Here is a 22,392-nt window from a genome sequence, read left to right as displayed (position 1 = left end):
AACGCCCCGATCGCCACCGTCGCGCCCGCGCAGGCCCGAGACGTTTCTCGGCCGGCCACCGGGGTGCGGGCTCCGGGCTTCCCGAGCCGCCGACTAGGGTATGTGCCCAGAGTCACTCGCCGGCCGGAGACGCCGGCGGGTGGGCAACCCGAAGCACACGGAGGTCAGCGTGGCCCGCCAGTCGCCCCAACGGCCCGACGCCGACGAGCCCGAGCTCGACGACACCACCGGCCCGGCCGAGCCAGACGAGGCCGACGAGGCCGACGACACCACCCGCGCGTCGGCCGACCGGTCGCTCTGGGACGAGCTGCGGATCGACCCGGTGGAGATCGCCCTGCCCGCCGGCACCGGCTTCACGCTGCGGGCGTACCGGCCGGCCGGGTCACTGACCCCGACCGACGTGACCGAGCGCGACCAGGACGACCCGTTCCTCGCCCGCCGGCAGGTGATCGAGGAGGAGGACGACGAGAGCGTCGTCATCCTCGACGAGGAGCTGGCCGAGGAGTTCGCCGACAGCGACGAGGACGAGCCGTCCCGCCGTCGCCGCGACAGCGCCACGGACGCCGACGCGACCGCGGACGACGACGAGGCCGAAGCCGAGGACGTCGCCGACGAGGCGGACGACGAGGAGGTGCCGGTCTTCCTCAGCCACCGGGGCAAGCTGCTGCTGTTCAAGACCCCCGAATCGCTTGTCAGTTTCATCCGCTCCGGCGCACCCAACGATCTGTCCCAACTGGACAGCTGGAATGAATTGGCCGAACGGGTGGAGCCGGCCGACATCGCGCCGCTCGACGAGGACACCTACGAACTCGACCTCGTCGTGGAGAACCTGCGCGGCGGTCACGACAGCTGGGATTCGACCCTGCTGATCGAGGCCGGCGAGGTCGCCCGCGACCTGTCGTACGCGTTGCGCCTGCCTGCGGTTCTGGACATGCTCTCCGCCGGCTCCAGCCTCGACGACCTGGACGAGGCGCTGCGGGCCACGGCCAACGGCGGGATCGGCGCCTTCATGGGCCGGCGACGGTTGAAGAAGATCGGGGCACAGACCGCGAGTTTGGGTTGGCGCACCATTGTCGGCAAGATCTCTGCGGTGGTGGACTGGCGCGACTGACCCGTACCGGGGAGCATCAGTTGCTGGCAGTAGGAAGACCTGTCCCGGGAGGAGGACGACGCCGTGGCGCTCGTGCGCGTGTACTGCGGTCTGGCCTCGGCGGATCCGGCTGACCGACCGGCCTCGGCCGGTTCGACGCTGACGTCCGCTGTGGTCGACGACGCAGGCCGTCTGCTGCATGTCAGCGAGATCGGCGACGACGCGGCTGGCTACGCCCAGCTCGTCGCCCTGCTCGTGGAGCGGTCGGGCGGACCGAGCGGTGCGGCCATCGCCGCCGACAGCGACGACCACACGGTCACCTCGCTGTTGAGCGCGGCGGGTCGTCCCCTGGCGATCGCCGACGACGACTCGGTGGACGACTTCGCCGAGCGGTTCGCCGACGACGACTCGCTTGAGGAGATGCAGTCGCCGCCGGCCGAGCGCCGGGCCGTCGGTCTGGCCCGCGCGTTGCAGGCCGGCGCGCTCTCCGCCGTCACACTGCCGGCTCCCCGGGACCTCGCCGGCTACAAGCAGGTGCTCGCCGCGCACGCCGCCCTGGCCAGCGGCCGGCACTCCGCCGCCGTGGCGCTGCGCGAGGTGCTGCGGGAGCTCTACCCGGCGGCGCTGCGCGCCTATCCGGATCCGGCCGAGCCGGTGTCGCTGGCCGTGCTGGACGCGCTGCCCGAGCCGGGCATGCTCGGCGGCACCATCGCCCGTGGCCGCGAGGTGTCCGTCGCCGCGGACGCCATCGCCGCGCATCTCGCGGCGGACGGGGTCGCCGACGCCGAAGAGATCAACGAGGCGGTCACCGCGCTGCGGGTCGCCATCTCGGAGACGCCGCGCCGCGCCGCCGTCAACCGGGCGCTCACCTCTGCCGTGGCCGAGACCGTCCGGCAGGCCGTCGCCTCCGTACGGGCCTGCGACGCCGGCTGCGAGGCACTCGTCAGCGCGCTCAGCGCCCGGGTCAGCACGCCCGCCCCGGCCCCCGGCCGACGGGCCGCCGCCCGTCGTGGCGAGTCGGTCGGCGAGCTGACCGGCCTCGCCGGCACCGGCGCCGGCCTGCGCTCCGTCCGACCGAACCCGATCGCCGCCGAGCCCACACCCGTCACCGGCCGACGCAGCCGACCCGAGCCGGCACCGGGCAGCGCCCCGCTGGCGTCGCCGCGCCCACTCGGGCCGCCGCCGGTCGCCCCCGCTCCGGTCACCCCTCCGCCGATCGCACCCGCGCCGATCGCACCGGCTGCGGTCGCCGGCCCGCCGGTGTCCGCGCCTCCCGGGCGTGCCGAGCCCATCCCGAGCCGGATCGACGGCCCGACCAACCGGCCGGTCTCCTCGCCGCCGCCCCCGCCGCCGGGGATCACCCCCATCGCGCCGGCTCAGCGGGGCACCGTGCCGCCGGCCGAGGCGGGCGAGCCGTTCCGGCCGACCCTCACCACCGCCGCGATCAACCACGCGCGGGCCGAGCGGCAGCGCACGGTCATTCCGCCCCGCCCGAAGACCAACGGCGAGCGGCAGAGTCACGTGCAGCGGCCGGTCGAGGAGCCGCCCACCGGCGGGTTCAGCGCCACCGACCTCAGCATCCCGGTGCCCGCTCCCCGGCCGGGTCAGGAGCCGGCGGCGCCCCCGGGTTCCCGGGCGAACTGGCCCCTGGTCAACAACCCGGAAGACCCGGCCGACAGTTCGCCGAACAACCCCGTCGCCTACTCGTACGGCGGCAACCGCGTCGACGCCCCGACCGACCCGGGTCGGGCCGATGGTCGGGTCACGCCGCCCTGGCTGGCCGACGACCTGCCCCAGGAGCCGCCCATGCTGCGGCTGGTCGAGCCACCGCCGCTGGCGGACCGGGCACTGCGGGAGGGGCTCAACCCGCCCCCCGGTGACCCCCGACTGGAGACGCCGCCGCTGCGGCTGGTCGACCGGGAGCAGGCCGCCCGCAACAACCGTCAGGCGCCCCGCGTCGAGCGGGCCGCCGAGCACCGGCCGCCTCCCCCGGTCGAGCACCGACCGCCGCCGGTCGAGCACCGACCGCCGCCGGTGGCCGACGAGGGCGACGGTGATCTGCTGATCTTCGCGCAGGCCAAGTCGGCGTGGTTCGTCGGGCACACCGAGGAGGAGTCCGACCTGGACTGGTCGACCACGGCCGACACCGGGTGGCAGGCCGCCGAGCAGGCAGCCCGCCCCGCGGTGGGCGCCGAGACCAACGCCGGGCTGCCGAAGCGCGTCCCGCAGGCCAATCTGGTCCCGGGTTCCCCGCTGCGCGAGGAGCGCCCACTGCGGATAGTGCGCGATGCGGCGAGCCTCGCGGAGAACACCACCGGCTACTTCCGCGGCTGGCGTCGCGGGCAGGAGATCGGCGGGTTCGCGGTGGGCGGCCGACCGGGCCGGGAGGCCGCCGGCGGCTGGGACTTCAGCCGCGACCACGGGGACCGCGACGACGACCGGGAGTACGAGTACCGCTCCGCCGGCTACCAGTCCTGAGCGACTCTCTCCCGTACGCGTTCCTTCCGCCCTCAGCCGTACACCGGCTGGGGGCGGAAGTGCGTTCAGGGGCCAACCAGACCGGCCCGCGCACACGCGGGTAGGGCGGCCCGAACGACCGCGCGCCAACGCAAGAGATCCTGGAAGGAACCCGCCCCGAAGGGCCGGACACCTTCCAAGATCTCTTGGGCGGAGCCGTACCCGCCCCGGGCAGCATTCAGCGCCCGGTGGCGGCCAGGGCCACCACCGGGCGCGAGAGCGTCCCGATCAGGCCGGGGCGACGGCGCGCGTACGGCGCATGGTGAGCACGTACTCGACCAGCGAGATCAGCACGTGCTTCGTCGACTCCCGGTTACGGGCGTCGCAGGCCACGACCGGCACGTCGCTCGAGATCGCCAAGGCGTCCCGGACGTCCTGCGGGTCGTGGTACTGCATCCCGTCGAAGCAGTTGATGGCCACCAGGTACGGCAGCCGCCGGTGCTCGAAGAAGTCGATCGCCGCGAAGCAGTCGGCCAGCCGGCGGGTGTCCACCAGCACGACCGCGCCGATCGCGCCCCGCACCAGTTCGTCCCACATGAACCAGAATCGGGTCTGACCCGGCGTACCGAACAGGTACAGGATCAGGTCACGGTCGATCGAGATCCGGCCGAAGTCCATGGCCACCGTGGTCGTCGTCTTGCCCGGCACCTGCCGGGTGTCGTGGACGCCCACGCCAGCGGAGGTCATGATGGCCTCGGTGGTCAGCGGCGTGATCTCCGAGACCGAGCCGACCAGCGTCGTCTTACCGACGCCGAATCCACCGGCGATAACGATCTTCGCCGACGTCACGCGCCCACTCGGGTTCGGTGGGCGGTGCGACATGTCAGAGCCTGCGAAGTCCACTCAGCACCCTCTCCAGCAGTTCAGTGCCCACCGCGTCGTCGGAGTCGTCCAGGATGGTCGGCTCGTGGACCGCGACCAGGCCGTCCGTCGCCATGTCGGCGATGAGCACCCGGGCCACACCGAGCGGGAGCTGCATCCGCGCCGCGATCTCGGCGAGCGATTGCACGCGTCCGTCACACAGCGCGGCGATGTACTGGTGTTCGCGGCCCTGGCCGCCGTTGCCATTGGCAGCGGCCCGACCGCGCACCGTCGTCTCGACGAGCGCCTCCAGCGCGATGTCGAGCCGGGGACGGGTTCGACCACGGGTCACGGCGTATGGACGGACCAACGCTCCGGTCGGTTCGTCACGATCGGCCATGTCGCCGCTCACCTCCTTCGCACCCCGTACCGGCTCCCACCGGTGGAACTCGTCGTTCTTGTCGTTTTAGTTGCGCCGACCACACGATCGGCGAGGCGTCAGCCCAGCATGCCCGCGGCCGCACGCGGCTGCGGGGTCAGGGCGTCGCCCACCCGGTCGACCAGTAGTGCCATCTCGTAGCCGACCTGCCCGACGTCGGAGCTGCGGGCCGCCAGCACGGCGAAGGACGAACCATCCGAGATGGACATCAGGAACAGGAAGCCATTGTCCATCTCCACGACGGTCTGGAGCACCGCGCCTCCCTCGAAGCAGCGGGCTGCCCCCTGGGTCAGGCTGACCAGACCGGACGCGATCGCGGCGAGCTGGTCTGCCCGGTCCCGCGGCAGGTCCCGTGACGACGCGAGGAGCAGGCCGTCCGCCGAGACGGCGACCGCATGTGCGACACCGGGCACCCGGTCGGCGAAGTTGGCCAGCAGCCAACCAAGATCCTGCGTAGTTGTCATCCTTCTTGCTCCTTCTGCCCGCTCCCGGCCGCTGGGCCTGAGCCAGACTGCGAGGATTGCTGCCCTCCCGGAGTCGCCTCCGGGCTGGTCGGGTTGTCCGAGGTGCTACGCCCTCGCTGCACGCCCCGGTGGTAGGCGGAGAGCAGGCCACGGACCGCCTCCGGGGAACGTCGCTGGACCGAGGTGGTGGGCTTCTCCACCGCGCCCGGCACCAGCTGCGCCATCGGCTTGCGCTTCGGCAGACCGGTCGTGGTGGTCTCGTTGACCGGCGCCGCCGTGGCCGCTGCCGAGGCGGCACGCCAGCCGTCGTCGGCGGCGGTCTGCCAGCCGTTGGTCTGCGATTGGGGCCGGCGGTTCGGCAGGCTCTCGGTGAGGCCGGGGCGTGCGCCCGCGTTCGCTGTCGACCCGTTGTCCTGCGGCGCTCCTCCGGCCGTCGGAGTGTCTGCCATCGGCGTGTTACCTGTCGTCCCGGGTGATGTCTTGTGGACTGCCCGACCGGTGGCCTCGACCGCCGCGAACTGCTGGGTCGCGTCACCGCCACCGCCGTTCGCCGCCGGCTTGTCGCCGGCCGCGGCCTCCTCCGGACCCGGACGGCGGGTACGGAACCAGGCGGACTCGAGCTCCCGGAAGATCGGCAGCTCCATGGTCTCGTCCGCGTACCGCTGGCGGTTCTGGGCCTGCGGCTGCTGCGGTGCCGGGCGGGTCTGCGCCGGCGGACGCGACGCCTGGGCCTGCTGAGCCTGGGCCTGCGGGGCCGGAGCCTGCTGAGCCGGAGCCTGCGGGGCGCGGACCTGCTGAGCCTGGGGCGCCGGAGCCGGCGGCTGGGCCGCGGTGCTCGGCTGGTCGCCGGGGCGCGGCACCCGGGGCAGCTCCGTCGTCATGTCCAGGGCGGCGGCGAGCCGCTCGGGCACCGGCGGGGTCTGCGTGTCCCGCTCGCCGCCGGGCACCGGCGGCCAGGCCGGCGGCGCCGGGGCGCTGGGCGCCGGAGCGGGCGGGGCGGACCGGGGCGTGAAGCCGCTGAACGACTGGCCGGAGGCCGGGGGCGCCGAGTACGGCTGACCGGACGCCGGGGAGGCCGAGACCGGCGACGCGGACACCGGCGGACCGGCGTACGGCTGGCCGGAGGCCGGAGCGGCGGACACCGGCGGGCTGCCGTACGGCGCACCCGAGTAGGGCTGACCGGAGTACGGCTGACCGGAGTACGGCTGACCGGACGCCGGCGAGGCGGAGACCGGCGCACCGGAGTAGGGCTGCGCGGAGACCGGCGGCGCGGAGTACGGGTGCACCTCCGGGCTGCTGGGCAACTGCCGGGGAATGGCCGGCTGCTGGCCGGTGGTCGTCGGCTCGTCGCCGGCCCGCCGCTGCGGCAGCGGGTCGATGGGCTGGCCGTTGGCCGTCCGGGGCGCGAACCCGTCGCCGCCGTTGACCCCGTTGCTCGCGCTCGCGCCGGTCAGGTCCGACCAGGCGGGCATCGAACGATACGCACCGGTGTTGGCGGGCGTGCCGGCGCCGTTGCGCGAGGCCGGGTCGAACGGCCGGCCGCCCAGCGTGACCTGGTTGCCGGACTCGCCGGGGCGGGGTCCGTTGCCCAGCGCGGGCAGCGCGCCGAGGACCGGCGCGGGCCCACCGTGCTGCGGGCCGGCCGCGGGCAGGGCCGGCGGCTGCTGCACCCGGCCGGCGAGCGCGCGGGGCACCAGCACCGAGGTGGGCAGGGTCACGTCGGCGACCGTGCCGCGGTCGGCGCCGGGGCGCAGCTCGACGCGGACGCCGTGCCGCGACGCCAGGCGGGCGACCACGACCAGGCCCATCATCCGGGAGACAGCCACGTCCACCTGCGGCGGCGTCGCGAGCTTGTCGTTGAGCTCGTGCAGCTGCTCGCGGCTGATGCCGATGCCGCGGTCCTCCACGTACAGCGAGGCGCGGTCACCGACCCGGCGGGCCTCGACCATGACCTGCGAGTCCGGAGGGGAGAACGCGGTGGCGTTGTCGAACAGCTCGGCGATGAGGTGCACCAGATCGTTGACCGCGTGCGCGGCGACCTCGATGTCGCGGTCGATGACCCCGAACTCGATCCGGGTGTAGTGCTCGACCTCGGACTGCGCCGCGCGCAGCACGTCGATGAGCGCGGCCGGCTCACGCTGCACGCGGGTGGAGTCGGCGCCCGCGAGAACGAGCAGGTTCTCGTCGTTGCGGCGCATCCGGGTGGCCAGGTGGTCGAGCTGGAACAGCTCGGCCAGCCGGTCCGGGTCCTCCTCGCCGCGCTCCAGTCGGTCGAGGTGCCCGATGAGGCGGTCGACCAGGATCTGCGAACGACGGGCCAGGTTGACGAACATGGTCGCGACGGAGGCGCGCAGGGCCGCCTGCTCGGCGGCCGTCCGGACGGCTTCCAGGTGAACGGCGTTGAACGCCTCGGTCACCTGGCCGAACTCGTCCTTGCTGCGGACCGGCAGCGGCTCGGCGATCTGGTTGGCCAGCTGCACCGGGGAGAGCTGCCCGACGACCTGCGGGTCACGGAGTCGGGCCACCGCCTGCGGCAGCCCGTACTGGGCGACGGAGAGGGCGCCCTGACGCAGCTCACGCAGCGAACGGGCCATCGAGCGGGCGACCAGGTACGCGAAGAGGATGGCCAGCAGCAGCATGCTGAGCAGCAGGCCGGTCTCCAGGAACACCTGGCGCTGGACGTCCGAGCGCAGGTTGTCGGCCTCGGCGACCACGTCCCCGTCGAGCTTCGTCTCGACGGCGCGGATCAGCTTGGCGTTGGCCGTCATGGCCGAGTCCCACTGGTCGGGGCCGAACGGGGCGCCACGCATGTCGCCGGTGGTGTTGCCGTCGATCCAGCCGGTGTAGTTCTGCGCCTCGCGGCGGTCACCGCCGGCGACCGTCTGGTCGTGGTACTTCGCCTCGTCGGGGCTCGCGACCGCCTTGAAGCTCTGCAGAGCCTGCTGCTGGCCGGTGCCGCTGGCGATGTAGTCGGTGCGCAGCGCCGGGGTCAGCCGCTGGCCGCCCTGCACGCCCAGCGCGCGGTGGACGACGACCCGGCGGACGGCGAGGAACTCCTTCTCCCGGGCGACCGCCGCGGCGGCGCGCATCCGGTCGCTCAGGTCGTTGTCGCCGGCGAGCTGGGTGGCCGAGTCACGGATGGCGAGCAGGTCGTTGATCAGACCCTCGTACGCCTGGATGGCCTCGGCGAGCTTCAGCTTGCCGTTGAACACCTGACTGCGGACGCCCGGCAGCTCCTGCAGGTTCTGGTCGATGCCGTCGAGCAGACCCTCGAGGCTGCCCGGCAGGTCCTCGACGTCGCCCCGTTGCTGCCGGTACGGGCCCGTCGCCTGGTCGACCCGGGAGTTGACCCGGTTGTAGGCCTCCTGGTACTGCGCCTTCGGCTGCGTCCCCGTGGCCTGCAGCAGCAGCACGGCGGTGGTCCGCTCGTCCTGCAGCGTGTCGACCAGGTCACCCGAATAGCTCGACAGGTTGGCCAGGTCGCCGGCTCGGTTGGCATTGTTGAGCGTGTCCAGGTGGTCGACGAGACCACTGGTGCCCACGACGACCGTGGCGATGGTCGGCACGATCATGATGAGACCGAGCTTGGACCAGATCGGCATGTCCCGAAGCCGACTGGCCGGCCGGCGCAGCCGCGACAGGAAGGAGCCCGCCGTCTTTGGCCGTTTGCTCACGTCACCGCCCTCGCGATTACAGCTTGAACGCGTTGCCCCGGGCAACGCCCAGCGACCGACCCGGCGGGTCGGACCCCCGAGATTCCATCACGCCGGTCGGCAAGAAGAAAGCCCAGGTTGTCACCGGCCGAAGGTGTGATGAGATGTTGATGCGATTTGATAGCAGTCCGTCTGGCCGGAGTAACTGAAGGTAATGGAACATCCCCACCGCGTTGTCCTGCTCGCCGGCCCCTCAGGCTCCGGAAAGTCGTACATAGCGCAGCAAACCGGGTTGCCGGTGCTGTGTTTGGACGACTTCTACAAGGACGGCGATGACCCTACGTTGCCGCGCCGAAACGGCCAGGTCGATTGGGAATCACCGCAGTCCTGGGACGCCCTGACCGCCGTCGAAACGATTGCTCGACTCGCCCGCGAGGGCCGTGCCGATGTGCCGGTTTATGCGATCGGCGCGGATCGACGGGTGGCCACCCGGCCATTTGATGTCGACGGATCGCCACTTTTCGTGGCCGAAGGGATTTTCGCCGCCGAGATCGTCGAGGAGTGCCGCCGCCGCGGGCTGCTCGCCGGGGCGTACGCGCTGCGCCGTCCGCGCGGGGCGACCTTCCTGCGCCGGCTGGCCCGCGACCTGTCCGAGCAGCGCAAGGCGCCCCGGGTGCTGGTCCGGCGCGGGGTGGCCCTGCTGCGGGCGGAGCCCGCGGTGCTGCGCCGGCAGATGGGGCTGGGCGCCGAGGCGGCCCGCGCCCGGGAGGTGCTGCGCCGGGTGGCCGGCCTGCTCGCCGGCCACCACCCGCACGGCCGCGAAGGCCACCCGCGGGGCTGAGGGCGCCCGCAGAGCCGAGGAGGCCACCCGCAGGGCCGAGGCCCCCTCAGGGCAGCAGCTTGGCGTACGCCGGCTTGATCACCTCGTCGATGATCCGCAGTCGCTCGTCGAACGGGATGAAGGCGCTCTTCATCGCGTTGATGGTGAACCACTGCAGCTCGCGCCAGCCGTAGCCGAACGTCTCCACCAGCAGCGACATCTCCCGCGACATGGAGGTGCCGCTCATCAGCCGGTTGTCGGTGTTGACGGTGGCCCGGAACCGCAGGTCGCGCAGGAGCCCGATCGGATGGTCGGCGATCGAGGCCACCGCGCCGGTCTGCACGTTCGACGAGGGGCAGAGCTCCAACGGGATCCGCTTGTCCCGCACGTACGCGGCCAGCCGGCCCAGCGCGCCGTCGGGGGCGATGTCGTCCACGATCCGTACGCCGTGACCGAGCCGGTCCGCGCCGCACCACTGGATCGCCTGCCAGATCGACGGAAGCCCGAACGCCTCACCGGCGTGGATCGTGAAGTGGAAGTTCTCGCGCTGCAGGTATTCGAAGGCGTCCAGGTGCCGGGTGGGCGGGAAGCCCGCCTCGGCGCCGGCGATGTCGAAGCCGACCACCCCCGCGTCGCGGTGCCGCACGGCCAACTCGGCGATCTCCTGTGAGCGCGCCGCGTGCCGCATGGCGGTGAGCAGGGTGCCCACCCGGATGGTCAGGCCGGCCTCGACGGCCTGGGCGGCGCCCTCGGCGAACCCGGCCAGCACGGCCTCGACCACCTCGTCCAGGCTCAGGTCCCGTTCCAGGTGCTGCTCGGGGGCGAACCGCACCTCGGCGTAGACGACCCCGTCGGCGGCCAGGTCCAGCGCGCACTCCCGCGCCACCCGGCGCAGCGCCGGCCCGGTCTGCATGACCGCCACGGTGTGCGCGAACGTCTCCAGGTAACGCTCCAGCGACCCGGAGTCGGCGGCTTCGACGAACCAGCGTCCGAGCGCCTCCGGGTCGGTGGTGGGCAGCTCGTGCCCCACCTCCGCGGCCAGCTCGACGATCGTCGCCGGCCGCAGCCCGCCGTCGAGGTGGTCGTGCAGCAGCGCCTTCGGGACCTTGACGATGTCCTCGTACCGGATTGCCATGCTCCGACCCTAGTCATGCCTGAGCCGGATACGGGCGGTGGTGCCGCTGCCGCCGCCCGCGCCAGCGGTGCGGGCTCCCGGGCAGCCGGGCTCCCGCACCGCCGCGCTATGCGAGAGCGGTAAAGCCGAATCCGGCGTCGGCCAGCACGAGCAGGCTGAGCGCCGCCAGCACGGCGGAGCTCACGCCGAGGCTCCACCGCAACGCCCTCGGTGCCTGCCGACGAGCGGCCAGCACGAACAGGACCAGGGACACGACCGCACCGCCGGGTGCGCTGGCGACCAACGTGGCGAGCACGACGCAGCAGACGGCCACCACGGTGAACCGACGCTGCCGATCCAATCGGGGCGGCACCTCGACGCGTTCCGCGGTCATCGTCACCCTCCTCTTCCCGGTCTTTCCGAGTCTACGACGGTCCGGCGTCAGGCATCCCGGAGCGCGCTCACACCCCGCCCTTCTCGGCCCGCACCGAGCCGTCGCGGTAGCTGTAGAGCCGGATCCACGGGTCACTCTCGGCGACGCACGCCAGACGCACGGTGCAGAGCTCGAACTGCGCCTGCACGTAACTGGTGTAGTAGGAAACCCCGTAGAGATCGGTGTGCTTGACGTTGTTGGGGCCGCTCCTGACGCCACGGTACTTCCAGCCCTGCACCTGACCCGGGCCGTAGATGTAACCGGCGGTGTCCGGCGTAGAGATGCGCGTGATGGTGCGCCTGCCGTAGTTGTAGCAGTAATAGACGGACTCGGTGAACCTCCACAGCTTCGCCCTGGTGACCCCACCCTTGAAATAGAGGGTGGCGCCGTTGGTCTTGCAGCTATCGCCGCCGGACGCGGAGCCCGCGCCGTCCGGAGTCGGCCAGTCGGCCGGCGGCTGACCGAGCGCGCCGGACTCGACCGGGTCGGGATCCTGCAACTCGATGCCGTCCGGATCCGTCGGGACGGATTCCGGGATCGCAAGCAGTTCCTCGGTGGACAGCGTCGCTAGGATTGCCCAGTCCACGGTCAGCCCCGTGCTCGACGCGGACGTCTGCAGAGCCGCGGTGGCAGCCGCCAGGGCGGTCGCGTGGGCGTCGTCCTCGGCGTATGCCGGGGTGGAGAGGCCGACCACGGCGACACCAGCCACAAATGCGGCGAGCAGCGTTCGGCTTAAGGAGCGGTCAATGCGCATGTACAACCCCATGTCTCAAGTAATGACGATCGGAGGCTAGCAAGCTAATTGGATCTCGTTCGACCATGACGACTCATCGGTAATTTCGCTATTCATCAAGTTGAAATAGTATTTAATAGACAGATTGGTTATGTCGGGCATCGTGTCCGGCGCTGACCGCGCAGCTCACCGACCTCCGTTGGGCGGCCGACACTCAACGCAGCACGCGCCGACTCTCGGCCCGACATAGGATCTGGCGGTGGCAGACCCCGCACCCACCCCGCTGGCACCAGTGGCGGCCCGGCTGCGCTGCCCGGTCTGCGGCGAACCGCTGGCCGAGACGACCGCCGGCACCGCCCGGGCGCTGCGGTGTCCGCGCGGGCACAGCTTCGACGTGGCCCGGCAGGGGTACGTCAACCTGCTCGCCGGCCGCGCACCGCACTCCGGGGACAGCGCCGAGATGGTGGCCGCCCGCGCCGACTTCCTCACCGCCGGGCACTACGACCCGGTCTCGGACGCCCTGGCCGCCGCCGCGACGCAGGCCGTGCAGCACCTGCGCGAGGTGTCGTCGCTCGACGCGTACCCCCTGGTGGTGGATGCCGGCGCGGGCACCGGCCGATACCTCGGCGCGGTGCTGGCGGCGCTGCCGGACGCCGTGGGTCTGGCCCTGGACGTCTCCAAGCCGGCGCTGCGTCGCGCGGCCCGGGTGCATCCCCGGGCGGCCGCGGCGCTCGCCGACACCTGGCAGCGACTGCCCCTCGCGGACGGCTCGACGGCCGTGCTGCTGAACGTGTTCGCCCCGCGCAACGGCGCGGAGTTCCACCGGGTGCTCGACCCGGCCGGCACGCTGCTCGTGGTGACGCCCGCCGCCGACCACCTCACCGAACTGGTGGAGGCCCTCGACCTGCTGCGGGTCGACCCGGACAAGGCCGACCGGGTGGCCGCCAGCCTGGGCGGGCACTTCACGCCGGTCAGCTCCACGGTGCACCGCGCGGAGCTGGCGCTGACCCGGCCGGAGGTCGCCACGCTGGTCGGGATGGGTCCGAGCGCCTGGCACACCAACCCGACCGCCCTCGCCGAACGGCTGGCCGCGCTGCCCGAGCCGGTCCGGGTGCGCGTGGCGGTCCGGCTGGACGCCTACCGACGCCGCTGAGGCTCAGGTGGAGAGGTCGACCTCTTCCCAGCCCGGCGGCTCGTCGTGGTACGGCCCGCGCAGGATCACCGCCCACTCCAGCGCCCAGCGTCGCTGCCCGATCGCGTTGGCGTCGACCAGCCCCGGCGCCCGCCGGCCGCTCCGCTCGGTCTCCAGGTAAGCCCAGTCCAGGCAGTAGTGCAGATCGAGCAGGGCCGCCGCGTCGGCCGGGTGCTGCGGCGCGGCGAGGATCCGGGACTGCCAGCGGCCGAAGGTCTCCCCCTCGGCGATGTGCGGCAGCCGCTCGACCAACCGTTCGTCCACCGCCAGGGTGGGATCGAGCTGTTTGCTCAGCCCCAGCACCCAGGCCAGCGCGAAGAGCGCGTCGTGGTGCAGCACGAACGACCGGTGGTCGCCCTTGCCGCCCATCACGAACTGCCACTCCGGCGGGGTGACCATCTCGACCAGGTGCGAGCCGAGCAGCCAGCTCATCGCCGCCTGCGGGGGCATCCCGAAGCAGCGCGCCAGGATGAGGTGCAGCACGGCGATGCGCGCCTCGATCTCCGCCCTGGGTCGCAGCTCGATCGCATCACCCGGCTCCCACACGAGCGGGAACTGGGCCGGCGGCAGCGGCAGGCCGAGCCGGGACAGCTCGTCCAGGCTCGCCTCGCGCACCTCGCGCGGGTCGGGGGCAGGTACGGTCACGGGAGAACTTCCTGTCTGCACGCCACGCCTTTGGCCTGCGAGAATAGCGCTCCCAGGTGACGGGCACCACGCCGCCCCGACCTCCGCCCCGGTCAGCCGATCCGCTCGATGACCAGGGGCGTCGCGGTTGGCGCGGTCGGTGCAATGTGCACCGCGCGACTTGCCTCCGCCAGGGCCGCCGGAATCCGCGACGGGTCCTCGGCACGCAGTTCGTAGAGGGCGTCCCCGACCCGCACCGGATCGCCCGGCCGCTTGTGCAACACCACCCCGGCCGGCACGCTGACCGGGTCCTCCTTGCGGGCCCGGCCCGCGCCGAGCCGCCAGGCCGCAACCCCCATGGCGTACGCGTCGACGGCCGCGACGTACCCGTCCTGCTCGGCGCGGACCACCTCGACCTCCGGCGCGGTCGGCATCGGCGCGTCCGGGTCGCCGCCCTGCGCGCGGATCATCGCCCGCCAGGAGTCCATCGCCCGCCCGTCGCGCAGCGCCGCCTCGGGGTCGGCGTCCGGCAGGCCGGCGGCGTCGAGCATCTCCCGGGCCAAGGCGAGCGTCAGCTCCACCACGTCGGCCGGCCCACCCCCGGCCAGCACCTCGACCGACTCGGTCACCTCGACCGCGTTGCCGATGGCCAGGCCGAGCGGGGTGGACATGTCGGTGAGCAGGGCGACCGTCCGCACGCCGTGCGCACCGCCCAGCTCGACCATCGTGCGGGCCAGCTCGCGGGCCTGGTCGACGGACTTCATGAACGCGCCCGAGCCGACCTTCACGTCGAGGACCAACGCCCCGGTGCCCTCGGCGATCTTCTTGCTCATGATCGAACTGGCGATCAGGGGGATCGCCTCCACGGTGCCGGTCACGTCGCGCAGCGCGTACAGCTTGCGGTCGGCCGGAGCGAGCCCGGCGCCGGCCGCGCAGATCACCGCGCCGACATCACCGAGCTGGGCGATGAACTCGTCGTTGCTCAGCGAGGCCCGCCAGCCCGGAATGGACTCCAGCTTGTCCAGCGTGCCGCCGGTGTGCCCGAGGCCGCGCCCGCTGAGCTGCGGAACGGCGGCACCGCACGCGGCCACCAGCGGGGTGAGCGGCAGGGTGATCTTGTCACCGACACCGCCCGTGGAGTGCTTGTCGACGGTCGGGCGACGGACCGCCGAGAGGTCGAGGCGCTCACCGCTGGCGATCATCGCGGCGGTCCACCGGGCGATCTCCGGCCCGGTCATGCCGTTGAGCAGGATCGCCATGGCCAGCGCCGACATCTGCTCGTCGGCGACAACCCCCCGGGTGTACGCGTCCAGCACCCAGTCGATCTGCGCGTCCGACAGCACACCCCCGTCCCGCTTCACCCGAATAACGTCAACAGCAGCAAACCCACTACTCATCAGAATGATCTTTCCTCGTCTGTTGCAGATCCCGACCCACGGACAGCCCGCACCGAGGGATTGGGCCGACCGTGCCCGGCGGAGGGATCAAGCCTGACCGCCCGGAGCCGGGCACGGTCGGCCCAATCCCCACCCTCAAGAAGCAGACCACCGCACCGGGATCTCCAACGGCGGCTCCCCCTCGCCGGCCCAGAAGATCGTCCCGGTCTCGTCGACCACGACAACGCGGGGCGTGCGGGCCATTCCCCAGGTGATCGCCTCGGCCGGATCGTCCCAGCTCGGGGCTTCCTCCAGCACGCCGGTCTCGGCGCTCGCGTCGTCTCCCGCCGAGCGCTCCCAGTACGCCGTCCAGACCTGCTGCCCGTCCGAGAGGTCCGGGTGCACGAAGACGGTGCCGCGTCCACGCCAGGCGGCCAGCCGCTCCGGGACCACCGGCACCGGGGTCTCGCCGGTCACCGCCTCCAGGTCCTCCACGCCGAAGGCGTGCGGCAGCAGTTCCGCCATCCGCAGCGGGCGGGTCTTCGTCTCGATCAGGCACTCCGGCCCGCCGTTCTCCCAGAGCAGCTGCCGGCACCGGCCGCACGGCATCAGCGGCTCACCGGTCGCGTCGACGCAGGAGAGCGCGACGAGGCGCCCGCCACCGGTGGCGTGCAGGCTGGAGACGACCCCGCACTCGGCGCAGAGCGTCACCCCGTACGCGGCGTTCTCCACGTTGCAGCCGACCACCACGCGGCCGTCGTCGACAAGCGCGGCCGCGCCGACGGGGAACGTCGAGTACGGCGCGTACGCGTGCCGCATCGCCTCGGTGGCGGCGGCCCGCAACCGCGCCCAGTCAATGTCGGTCATCCCATCATTCTGCCGAAGCAGCCCAGGTCAAAAGCAGGCAGGGCGGCAACCCCGCCCACCCCGCCGCCCTGGCGCGGTGATCAAGAGGTTTGCGTCAGGAAAGTCGTCGATCCTGACGCAAACCTCTTGATCACCAGAGGGGTGGGTGGGGGTCAGCCCTTGATGTACGGCTTGCCGTCGGCGGCGGGTGCCCGGACCCGGCCGACCAGGCCGGCGACCGCCAGGATCGTCGCCAGGTAGGGCAGCATGGCCAGGAACTGGCTCGGGATCACACTGTTGATGGCACCGAGATAGGTGGCGAGCTGGTCGGCGAAGCCGAAGAAGAGCGCGGCGAGCAGCGCCCCGGTCGGGTTCCACCGACCGAAGATCAGCGCGGCCAGCGCGATGAAGCCCTTGCCGCCGATCATGTTCTTGGTGAACGAGTAGAGCGCCAGCGTGTACGACGCGCCACCGATACCGGCGACCACACCGGCCAGCAGCACGTTGCGGTAGCGCAACCGGAGCACCTTGACGCCCAGCGTGTCGGCGGCGATCGGGTGCTCGCCCACCGACCGGGTCCGCAGCCCCCACCGGGTACGGAAGAGCCCGATGTGGATCACCAGCACCAGCAGCAGGCCGACGTAGAGGAAGATGTTGCCGCGGAACAGCGCCGGCCCGAGCACCGGGATGTCCTTGAGCAGGGGGATCTCCCAGTTGCTGAAGCGCGGCGCGCTGTTGTACTTCTCCGCGTCGGTCTGCATCAGCCGCTCGTAGAGGAAGCCGGTGACGCCGACCGCGAGCAGGTTCAGCACGATACCCATGACGACCTGGTCCACCAGGTAGCGGATGGCGAAGACGGCCAGCAGCAGCGAGATGAACGCGCCACCGATGGCGGCGGCGACCAGACCCACCCAGACGCTGCCGGAGATGCTGCCGAACAGCGCGCCGCTGAACGCGCCCATCAGCAACTGCCCCTCGATGGCCACGTTGACCACGCCGGACCGTTCGCAGAGCACGCCGGCGAGCGCACCGAAGATCAGCGGCAGGGCCAGGATGAACGTGCCCCGGATGATGTTGACCAGCGGCATGAAGTTCTGCCCGGCGGGCGCGGCGGAGACCTGCCAGCAGAGGAAGGAGAGCACGAAGGCGACCAGCCCGACGCCGAGCACCGGCAGGAACCAGCGCTTCGGCACGCCGGCGAGCAGGGCCGCGCCGGCGGCGATCGCGATGATCCCGAACAGGATCGCGCCGATCGTGCCGTTGATCTCCAGCGCGGCACCGGCCGCGTCGTCGCTCAACGTGAACCGGGCCTCCTGGTCGGTGGCGAGCGCCCCGAACAGCACCGCCGCCAGCAGACCGAGCGCCGTCAGCGTGAGGCCGACCTTGCGGGTACGGGTCCAGAAACCCTCGTCGACGCCGACCGCGACGTCGGGGACAGCCATGGTGGACATGCGTTACCAGCCCTTCGCCAGGCTCGTCTGCAACCGGGCGGCCCGTGCGGCCCGGAGCTGGAAGATCGCCTTTACCAGGGCGGGTGCGGCGATGAAGATGACGATCAGTGCCTGGAGCACGGTCACCAGCTCCAGCGAGATGCCGGAGTACGACTGCATCCGGTTGCCGCCGGCCTGGAGCGCACCGAACAGCAGCGCGGCGAGCAACACCCCCCACGGCTTCACCCGGCCGAGCAGCGCCACCAGGATGCCGTCGAAGCCGATCTGCGCCACCACCAGCGGCGTCAGCGCGCTGGCGGTCGAACCGAGCACCATGTTCGAGCCGCCGAGACCGGCCAGGACCCCGGAGAAGACCATGATCAGGATGTACGTCCGGGTGACGCTGATGCCGGCCGTCCGCGCGGCGTCCGGGTTGGCGCCGACCGCGCGCAGCTCGAAGCCGAGCGTCGACCGGTTGAGCAACCAGGCGACCGCCCAGGTGGCCAGCACGGCGAGCAGGATGCCGGCGTGCACCCGCAGGTTGTCGCCGAGCAGGCGCGGCAGCTGGGCGGAGGTGTCCACCGCCTTGCTGATCGCGTCGGTCCGGGTCGGGTCCTGCACGCCGTTCTGCACGATGAGCCAGGTCAGGAAGTACGTGGCGACGTAGTTGAGCATGATCGTGTTGATCACCTCGTGCGCCCCGGCGCGGGCCTTGAGGATGCCCGGGATGAAGCCCCAGATCGCCCCGCCCAGCGCGCCGGCCAGCACCGCCACCAGCAGGTGCAGGCCGGGCGGCAGCGGCAGCAGGAAGCCGGCCAGCGCGGCCAGGATCACGCCGATGGTGGCCTGACCCTGCGCGCCGATGTTGAACAGGCCGCCACGGAAGGCCAGCGCCACCGCCAGGCCGGTGAAGACCAGCGGCGCGGCGTACGTCAGCGTCTCGGAGATCGGCGCGAGCACGGCCTGCCAACCGTTGCTGCCGTTCACCCAGCCGGAGAACGCCTCGGGGTCGAAGATCGAGCCCTTGAACAGGTTCGCGTACGCCTCGCTCACCAGCGTCCAACTCGAGTTGAGCGCGTCGGCCGGACGGGCGGTGATGTAGGTGTAGGTGTGCAGCACGTCCGGGTCAGAGACGATCATCAACACCGCGCCGACGACGATCGCCAGCACCAGCGACAACAGGGTCACCGTGAAGGTGTTGGCCGCCCAGAGGTTGTCCAGGAAGAGCCGGCCCAGGGACGGCTTCGGCTCCGGCGTCTTCTCCGTCGTGGTCGTGCCGGCCCGCTCGGTGTTGCCGAGCGCGTTCTGCGCCGCCTGCGCCTCGCTCGCCGGCTCCTTGTCCGGAGAGCCCGACTGCGGATTGGGGTTGGTGGTCATGCCTCGTCCTCGCTCGCGGGGCCGTCGGCGCGCGCCGGACCCCCGTCGGCCGTGCCGGCCGCGTCCGGGTGGATGCCGGCCATCAACAGACCGATCTCCTCACGCGGGGTGTGCGGGCCGACGATGCCGATGATCCGTCCGCGGTACATCACCGCGATCCGGTCGGCCAGCCCGACCACCTCGTCAAGCTCGCTGGACACCACCATGACGGCGGTGCCGATGTCCCGCTCGTGGATGATCTGGCTGTGGATGAACTCGATCGACCCGACGTCCACGCCACGGGTGGGTTGGGCGGCGATGAAGAGCTTCAGCGGCCGGGACAGCTCCCGCGCCACGATCACCTTCTGCTGGTTGCCGCCGGACAGGGTGCCCACCGCCGCGTCCGCCGATGAGGTACGGACGTCGAACTGCTCGATCCGCTCCCGCGCCGACGACGCGATGGCGTCCGGCTTGAGGGCGAGCCCGGCACCGAACGGCGGCCGGTCGTAGATGTCCAGCACCAGGTTCTCGGCGACGCTGAACTCCTTGACCAGGCCGTCCACGCTGCGGTCCTCGGGCACGTAACCGACGCCGGCGCGGAGCACCTTCTTGGTCGTCCAGCCGTCGATCCGGTCGCCGCCCAGGCTGACCGTGCCGGCGAGCACCGGGCGCAGGCCCATGATCGCCTCGATCAGCTCCGTCTGGCCGTTGCCCTGCACGCCCGCCACGCCGAGCACCTCGCCCGCGCGGACGGTCAGGTCCACGCCGTCGACCGCCCGGACCTGCCGGTCGTCGTCAACGACCAGCCCGGCCACCTCCAGCACCGGCTCGCCCGGTGCGGCCGGCGACTTGTCGACGGTCAGCCGCACGCTGCGGCCGACCATCAGCGCGGCCAGCTCGTCCCGGCTCGTCTCCGGCGAGGCCGTGCCGACGGTCTTTCCGCGCCGGATCACCGTGATCCGGTCGGCGATGGCCTTGACCTCGCCCAGCTTGTGGGTGATGAAGACGATCGACTTGCCGGCCGCCTTCAGCGACCGCATGACCGTCAGCAGGTCCTCGGTCTCCTGCGGGGTGAGCACCGCGGTCGGCTCGTCCAGGATGAGCAGGTCGACGTCGCGGGTGAGCGCCTTGACGATCTCCACACGCTGCTGGATGCCGACCGGCAGATCCTCGATCACCGCATTCGGGTCGACCCGCAGGTTGTAGCGCTCGGACACCTCGGTGACCTCGCGCCGGGCCCGCCGCCGGTCCAGGAAACCGGCGATGCCGCCCCGGACCTGCTCGGCGCCGAGCATGATGTTCTCGGCCACGGTGAAGACCGGCACCAGCATGAAGTGCTGGTGCACCATGCCGATCCCGGCCGCGATGGCATCGGACGGGCCCTTCAGCTTCAGCGGCGTGCCGTCGACCAGGATCTCGCCCTCGTCGGGCTGGTAGAGCCCGTAGAGCACGTTCATCAGGGTCGACTTGCCCGCGCCGTTCTCGCCGAGCAGGGCGTGGATCTCTCCAGGCTCCACCGTCAGGTCGATGTGATCGTTGGCGACCAGATCACCGAACCGCTTGGTGATGCCGCGCAGTTCGAGTCTCAGCGCAACCTCCTGGAGTGCGAGCGATGGTGCAGCGTAGCTGCCGGTCGACCGGGCCGGACCAGGCCGGTCACCGTGGCGCGCGATCGGCCGCTCCGGCCCCACGGGTGGTCACCCGCGGGCCGGAGCGGCCGGATCGGTCGTACCTGTACCCCGCCGCTCCTGCGATGATCTCACCGGAGGGGCCGGGCGGTTGTCACTTGGTCGGCTGGGCCTTCGAGGTGACGGTGATGGTGCCGGCGGCGATGTCCGCCTTGATCTTGTCGACCTCGGTCTTCAGCTCGGCCGGAACCTTGCCGTCGAAGTCGTGGTACGGGGCGATCGAGACACCGGTGTTGGCCAGGGTGCCGACGAAGCCCGGGTTGGCCTGCAGCTTCTCGCCACCGGCGGCCTTCACCACCGCCTCCTTGACGGCCTCCGGGATGTTCTTGACCACGGTGGTGATGATCGCGGCGCAGTCCGGGGTGCTCTCGCAGCCGTCGACGTCCACCCAGATGGTGCTGTACTTGCCGCCCGAGGCCTTGGCCGCGGCGGTGGTGCCGAGGCCGGAGCCGCCGGCGACCGGCATGATGATGTCCGCGCCCTGGGCGACCAGCGCGTCGGAGACCTTCTTGCCCTCGTCCTGCTTGGCGAAGTCGTTGGTGAAGGAGCCCTTCTGGGTCTCCTTGTTCCAGCCCAGCGCCTGGACGTTCTTGCCCTTGGCGGTGTTGTAGTACTTCACACCGTCGACGAAGCCGTCCATGAAGATCGTCACCGGCGGGATCGGCAGACCACCGTAGGTGCCCACCTTGCCGGTCTTGCTCATCCCGGCGGCGAGGTAGCCGGCCTGGAACGCGGCCTGGGCGGTGTCGAACTGCATCGGGTAGACGTTGGCGTCACCCGGGTTGGCATCGACGATGCCGAACTGCTGGTTCGGGTTCGCCTTGGCGATCTTCGAGGTGGCGTTGGCCATCAGGCCGCCGACCGCCAGGATGAAGTCGCACTTCTGGTTGACGAACTGCGTCAGGTTCGGCTCGTAGTCGGGCTCGGACTTCGACGCGACGTACTTGATGTCGATGTTGTCGTTGGCGGCCTTGGCCTCCTGCAGACCCTTCCAGGCCGAGGTGTTGAACGACTTGTCGTCGATGCCGCCAACGTCGGTCACCATGCAGGCGCTGTACTTCTTGGCGCCACTGCCGGCGTTCTTGTCACTATCGGGGGCCTCGCCACACGCGGCGGCGCTGAGCACGAGCCCACCTACCGCGAAGATCGAGGCGATCCGCATCCCACGCACCGAGCGCAAGACGTCTCCTTCCCATTGCACACCGCGCCTAGTGCGGTGGCAGCCCATCAGCCGACCTGCGGGTGTGCCGCCGGCTGTCCCACGTTACGGACGGGAGCGTACGCCCGCGCCCACCCACCGGCCGACAATCGTGCACGACTGTTGAGCGCCTGTTACCCGGGTGTAACCCTTGCGTGGGGCACATCACTCTTCGTGCTGGTAACCGAGCATCGAGGCGTCCCGAACGTCCGGTTCGCGGAGGTCATCCCCTCCGCCGGACGTTACCGCCAAAAGACCGCGACCGCCGCGTTGACCAGGGTCAGGCCGACGATCGCGAGGAAGTGGCCGCGGTTGACCACGTCCCGCTTCCGGGAGAAGAAGACCATGACGAAGATCAGCAGCGCGATCACCAACTTCGTCACAAGTTTCGCCGGGTCCGGCTCGTCGTCACCACCGCCGCGCAGCGGCGCGGAGAGACCGAGCCCGGTCAGCAGCTGGATCACGGCGCCCCAGAGCATGGCGGAGTTGATGCGCAGCTTCCCGCTGACGTACTGCGCGATCGAGCCGCCGAGCAGCAGGGCGAAGCCGATCAGATGGACATAGAGGAGAATGAGTCGCAGTGCTTCCACGCCGCCCATCCTCCCCCATCAACGACAG

Annotated in this window: 19 protein-coding genes; 4 read left to right on the top strand and 15 right to left on the bottom strand. The window is 71.6% G+C overall.

What is annotated here, in order from left to right:
* Positions 1 to 139: 139 nt before the first annotated feature.
* Positions 140 to 1,111: a DNA primase gene (locus ACFYPH_RS02710; protein ID WP_354861590.1), complete on the top strand. Its 972-nt coding sequence runs from the start codon at positions 140 to 142 to the stop codon at positions 1,109 to 1,111.
* 39 nt (positions 1,112 to 1,150) lie between these two features.
* Positions 1,151 to 3,568 carry a transposase gene (locus tag ACFYPH_RS02705; RefSeq protein ID WP_387179325.1) on the top strand — a complete coding sequence of 806 codons (2,418 nt, stop codon included), beginning with the start codon at positions 1,151 to 1,153 and terminating at the stop codon, positions 3,566 to 3,568.
* 267 nt (positions 3,569 to 3,835) lie between these two features.
* Here the strand turns inward: ACFYPH_RS02705 and ACFYPH_RS02700 are convergent, their stop codons facing one another.
* The 4 genes from ACFYPH_RS02700 to ACFYPH_RS02685 all read right to left on the bottom strand — a co-directional run bounded on the left by ACFYPH_RS02700 (position 3,836) and on the right by ACFYPH_RS02685 (position 8,985).
* On the bottom strand, positions 3,836 to 4,429 hold the full coding sequence (locus tag ACFYPH_RS02700) for an ATP/GTP-binding protein (protein ID WP_112725982.1): 594 nt from the start codon (positions 4,427 to 4,429) through the stop codon (positions 3,836 to 3,838).
* Position 4,430: 1 nt separating this feature from the next.
* The gene (locus tag ACFYPH_RS02695; RefSeq protein ID WP_030329021.1) at positions 4,431 to 4,808 is read right to left on the bottom strand and encodes a DUF742 domain-containing protein; all 378 of its coding nucleotides are present in this window, start codon (positions 4,806 to 4,808) and stop codon (positions 4,431 to 4,433) included.
* A 98-nt stretch (positions 4,809 to 4,906) separates the two neighbouring features.
* A complete protein-coding gene (locus ACFYPH_RS02690; RefSeq protein WP_007455462.1) occupies positions 4,907 to 5,311 on the bottom strand; it encodes a roadblock/LC7 domain-containing protein in 405 nt (134 codons plus the stop codon).
* Complete coding sequence (locus tag ACFYPH_RS02685) at positions 5,308 to 8,985, bottom strand: nitrate- and nitrite sensing domain-containing protein (RefSeq protein ID WP_387178379.1); 3,678 nt, start codon at positions 8,983 to 8,985, stop codon at positions 5,308 to 5,310. The genes ACFYPH_RS02690 and ACFYPH_RS02685 overlap by 4 nt, the downstream gene beginning before the upstream one ends.
* Before the next feature lie 502 nt (positions 8,986 to 9,487).
* Between ACFYPH_RS02685 and ACFYPH_RS02680 the strand changes: the two genes are divergently transcribed.
* Positions 9,488 to 9,805 (top strand): hypothetical protein, encoded by a 318-nt coding sequence (locus ACFYPH_RS02680; RefSeq protein ID WP_355068405.1) that lies wholly within the window; start codon positions 9,488 to 9,490, stop codon positions 9,803 to 9,805.
* A 46-nt stretch (positions 9,806 to 9,851) separates the two neighbouring features.
* Here the strand turns inward: ACFYPH_RS02680 and ACFYPH_RS02675 are convergent, their stop codons facing one another.
* The 3 genes from ACFYPH_RS02675 to ACFYPH_RS02665 all read right to left on the bottom strand — a co-directional run bounded on the left by ACFYPH_RS02675 (position 9,852) and on the right by ACFYPH_RS02665 (position 12,085).
* The gene (locus ACFYPH_RS02675) at positions 9,852 to 10,919 is read right to left on the bottom strand and encodes an adenosine deaminase (protein WP_354863206.1); all 1,068 of its coding nucleotides are present in this window, start codon (positions 10,917 to 10,919) and stop codon (positions 9,852 to 9,854) included.
* A gap of 106 nt (positions 10,920 to 11,025) precedes the next feature.
* Positions 11,026 to 11,292, bottom strand: a complete 267-nt coding sequence (locus tag ACFYPH_RS02670; RefSeq protein ID WP_354863207.1) for a hypothetical protein — start codon at positions 11,290 to 11,292, stop codon at positions 11,026 to 11,028.
* Between the two features lie 67 nt (positions 11,293 to 11,359).
* Positions 11,360 to 12,085: a hypothetical protein gene (locus ACFYPH_RS02665; RefSeq protein WP_387178375.1), complete on the bottom strand. Its 726-nt coding sequence runs from the start codon at positions 12,083 to 12,085 to the stop codon at positions 11,360 to 11,362.
* Between the two features lie 262 nt (positions 12,086 to 12,347).
* Here ACFYPH_RS02665 and ACFYPH_RS02660 point away from each other — a divergent pair, with 262 nt between their 5' ends.
* Positions 12,348 to 13,217 carry a putative RNA methyltransferase gene (locus ACFYPH_RS02660; RefSeq protein ID WP_387179322.1) on the top strand — a complete coding sequence of 290 codons (870 nt, stop codon included), beginning with the start codon at positions 12,348 to 12,350 and terminating at the stop codon, positions 13,215 to 13,217.
* A gap of 3 nt (positions 13,218 to 13,220) precedes the next feature.
* Here ACFYPH_RS02660 and ACFYPH_RS02655 read toward each other — a convergent pair whose 3' ends face one another.
* From ACFYPH_RS02655 to ACFYPH_RS02620, 8 genes are all read right to left on the bottom strand, one after another.
* Positions 13,221 to 13,901: a DUF4272 domain-containing protein gene (locus ACFYPH_RS02655; protein ID WP_354863209.1), complete on the bottom strand. Its 681-nt coding sequence runs from the start codon at positions 13,899 to 13,901 to the stop codon at positions 13,221 to 13,223.
* Between the two features lie 92 nt (positions 13,902 to 13,993).
* A complete protein-coding gene (locus ACFYPH_RS02650; RefSeq protein ID WP_354863210.1) occupies positions 13,994 to 15,277 on the bottom strand; it encodes a thymidine phosphorylase in 1,284 nt (427 codons plus the stop codon).
* Positions 15,278 to 15,412: 135 nt separating this feature from the next.
* Positions 15,413 to 16,123, bottom strand: coding sequence for a cytidine deaminase (locus ACFYPH_RS02645; RefSeq protein WP_355068413.1), 711 nt, complete (start codon positions 16,121 to 16,123; stop codon positions 15,413 to 15,415).
* Positions 16,124 to 16,275: 152 nt separating this feature from the next.
* A complete protein-coding gene (locus ACFYPH_RS02640; protein WP_363941383.1) occupies positions 16,276 to 17,553 on the bottom strand; it encodes an ABC transporter permease in 1,278 nt (425 codons plus the stop codon).
* Positions 17,554 to 17,556: 3 nt separating this feature from the next.
* A complete protein-coding gene (locus ACFYPH_RS02635; RefSeq protein WP_355132724.1) occupies positions 17,557 to 18,909 on the bottom strand; it encodes an ABC transporter permease in 1,353 nt (450 codons plus the stop codon).
* Positions 18,906 to 20,579, bottom strand: coding sequence for an ABC transporter ATP-binding protein (locus ACFYPH_RS02630; protein ID WP_387178369.1), 1,674 nt, complete (start codon positions 20,577 to 20,579; stop codon positions 18,906 to 18,908). The genes ACFYPH_RS02635 and ACFYPH_RS02630 overlap by 4 nt, the downstream gene beginning before the upstream one ends.
* Before the next feature lie 91 nt (positions 20,580 to 20,670).
* Positions 20,671 to 21,738: a BMP family ABC transporter substrate-binding protein gene (locus tag ACFYPH_RS02625; RefSeq protein ID WP_354860524.1), complete on the bottom strand. Its 1,068-nt coding sequence runs from the start codon at positions 21,736 to 21,738 to the stop codon at positions 20,671 to 20,673.
* A 278-nt stretch (positions 21,739 to 22,016) separates the two neighbouring features.
* Positions 22,017 to 22,364 carry a hypothetical protein gene (locus ACFYPH_RS02620; protein WP_234585695.1) on the bottom strand — a complete coding sequence of 116 codons (348 nt, stop codon included), beginning with the start codon at positions 22,362 to 22,364 and terminating at the stop codon, positions 22,017 to 22,019.
* Positions 22,365 to 22,392: the final 28 nt, after the last annotated feature.

The sequence above is a fragment of the Micromonospora sp. NPDC005252 genome (assembly GCF_042872475.1).
GTDB lineage: Bacteria > Actinomycetota > Actinomycetes > Mycobacteriales > Micromonosporaceae > Micromonospora.
Note: the sequence above shows the minus strand (reverse complement) of the source record. Positions and strands in the feature narration are given on the sequence as shown.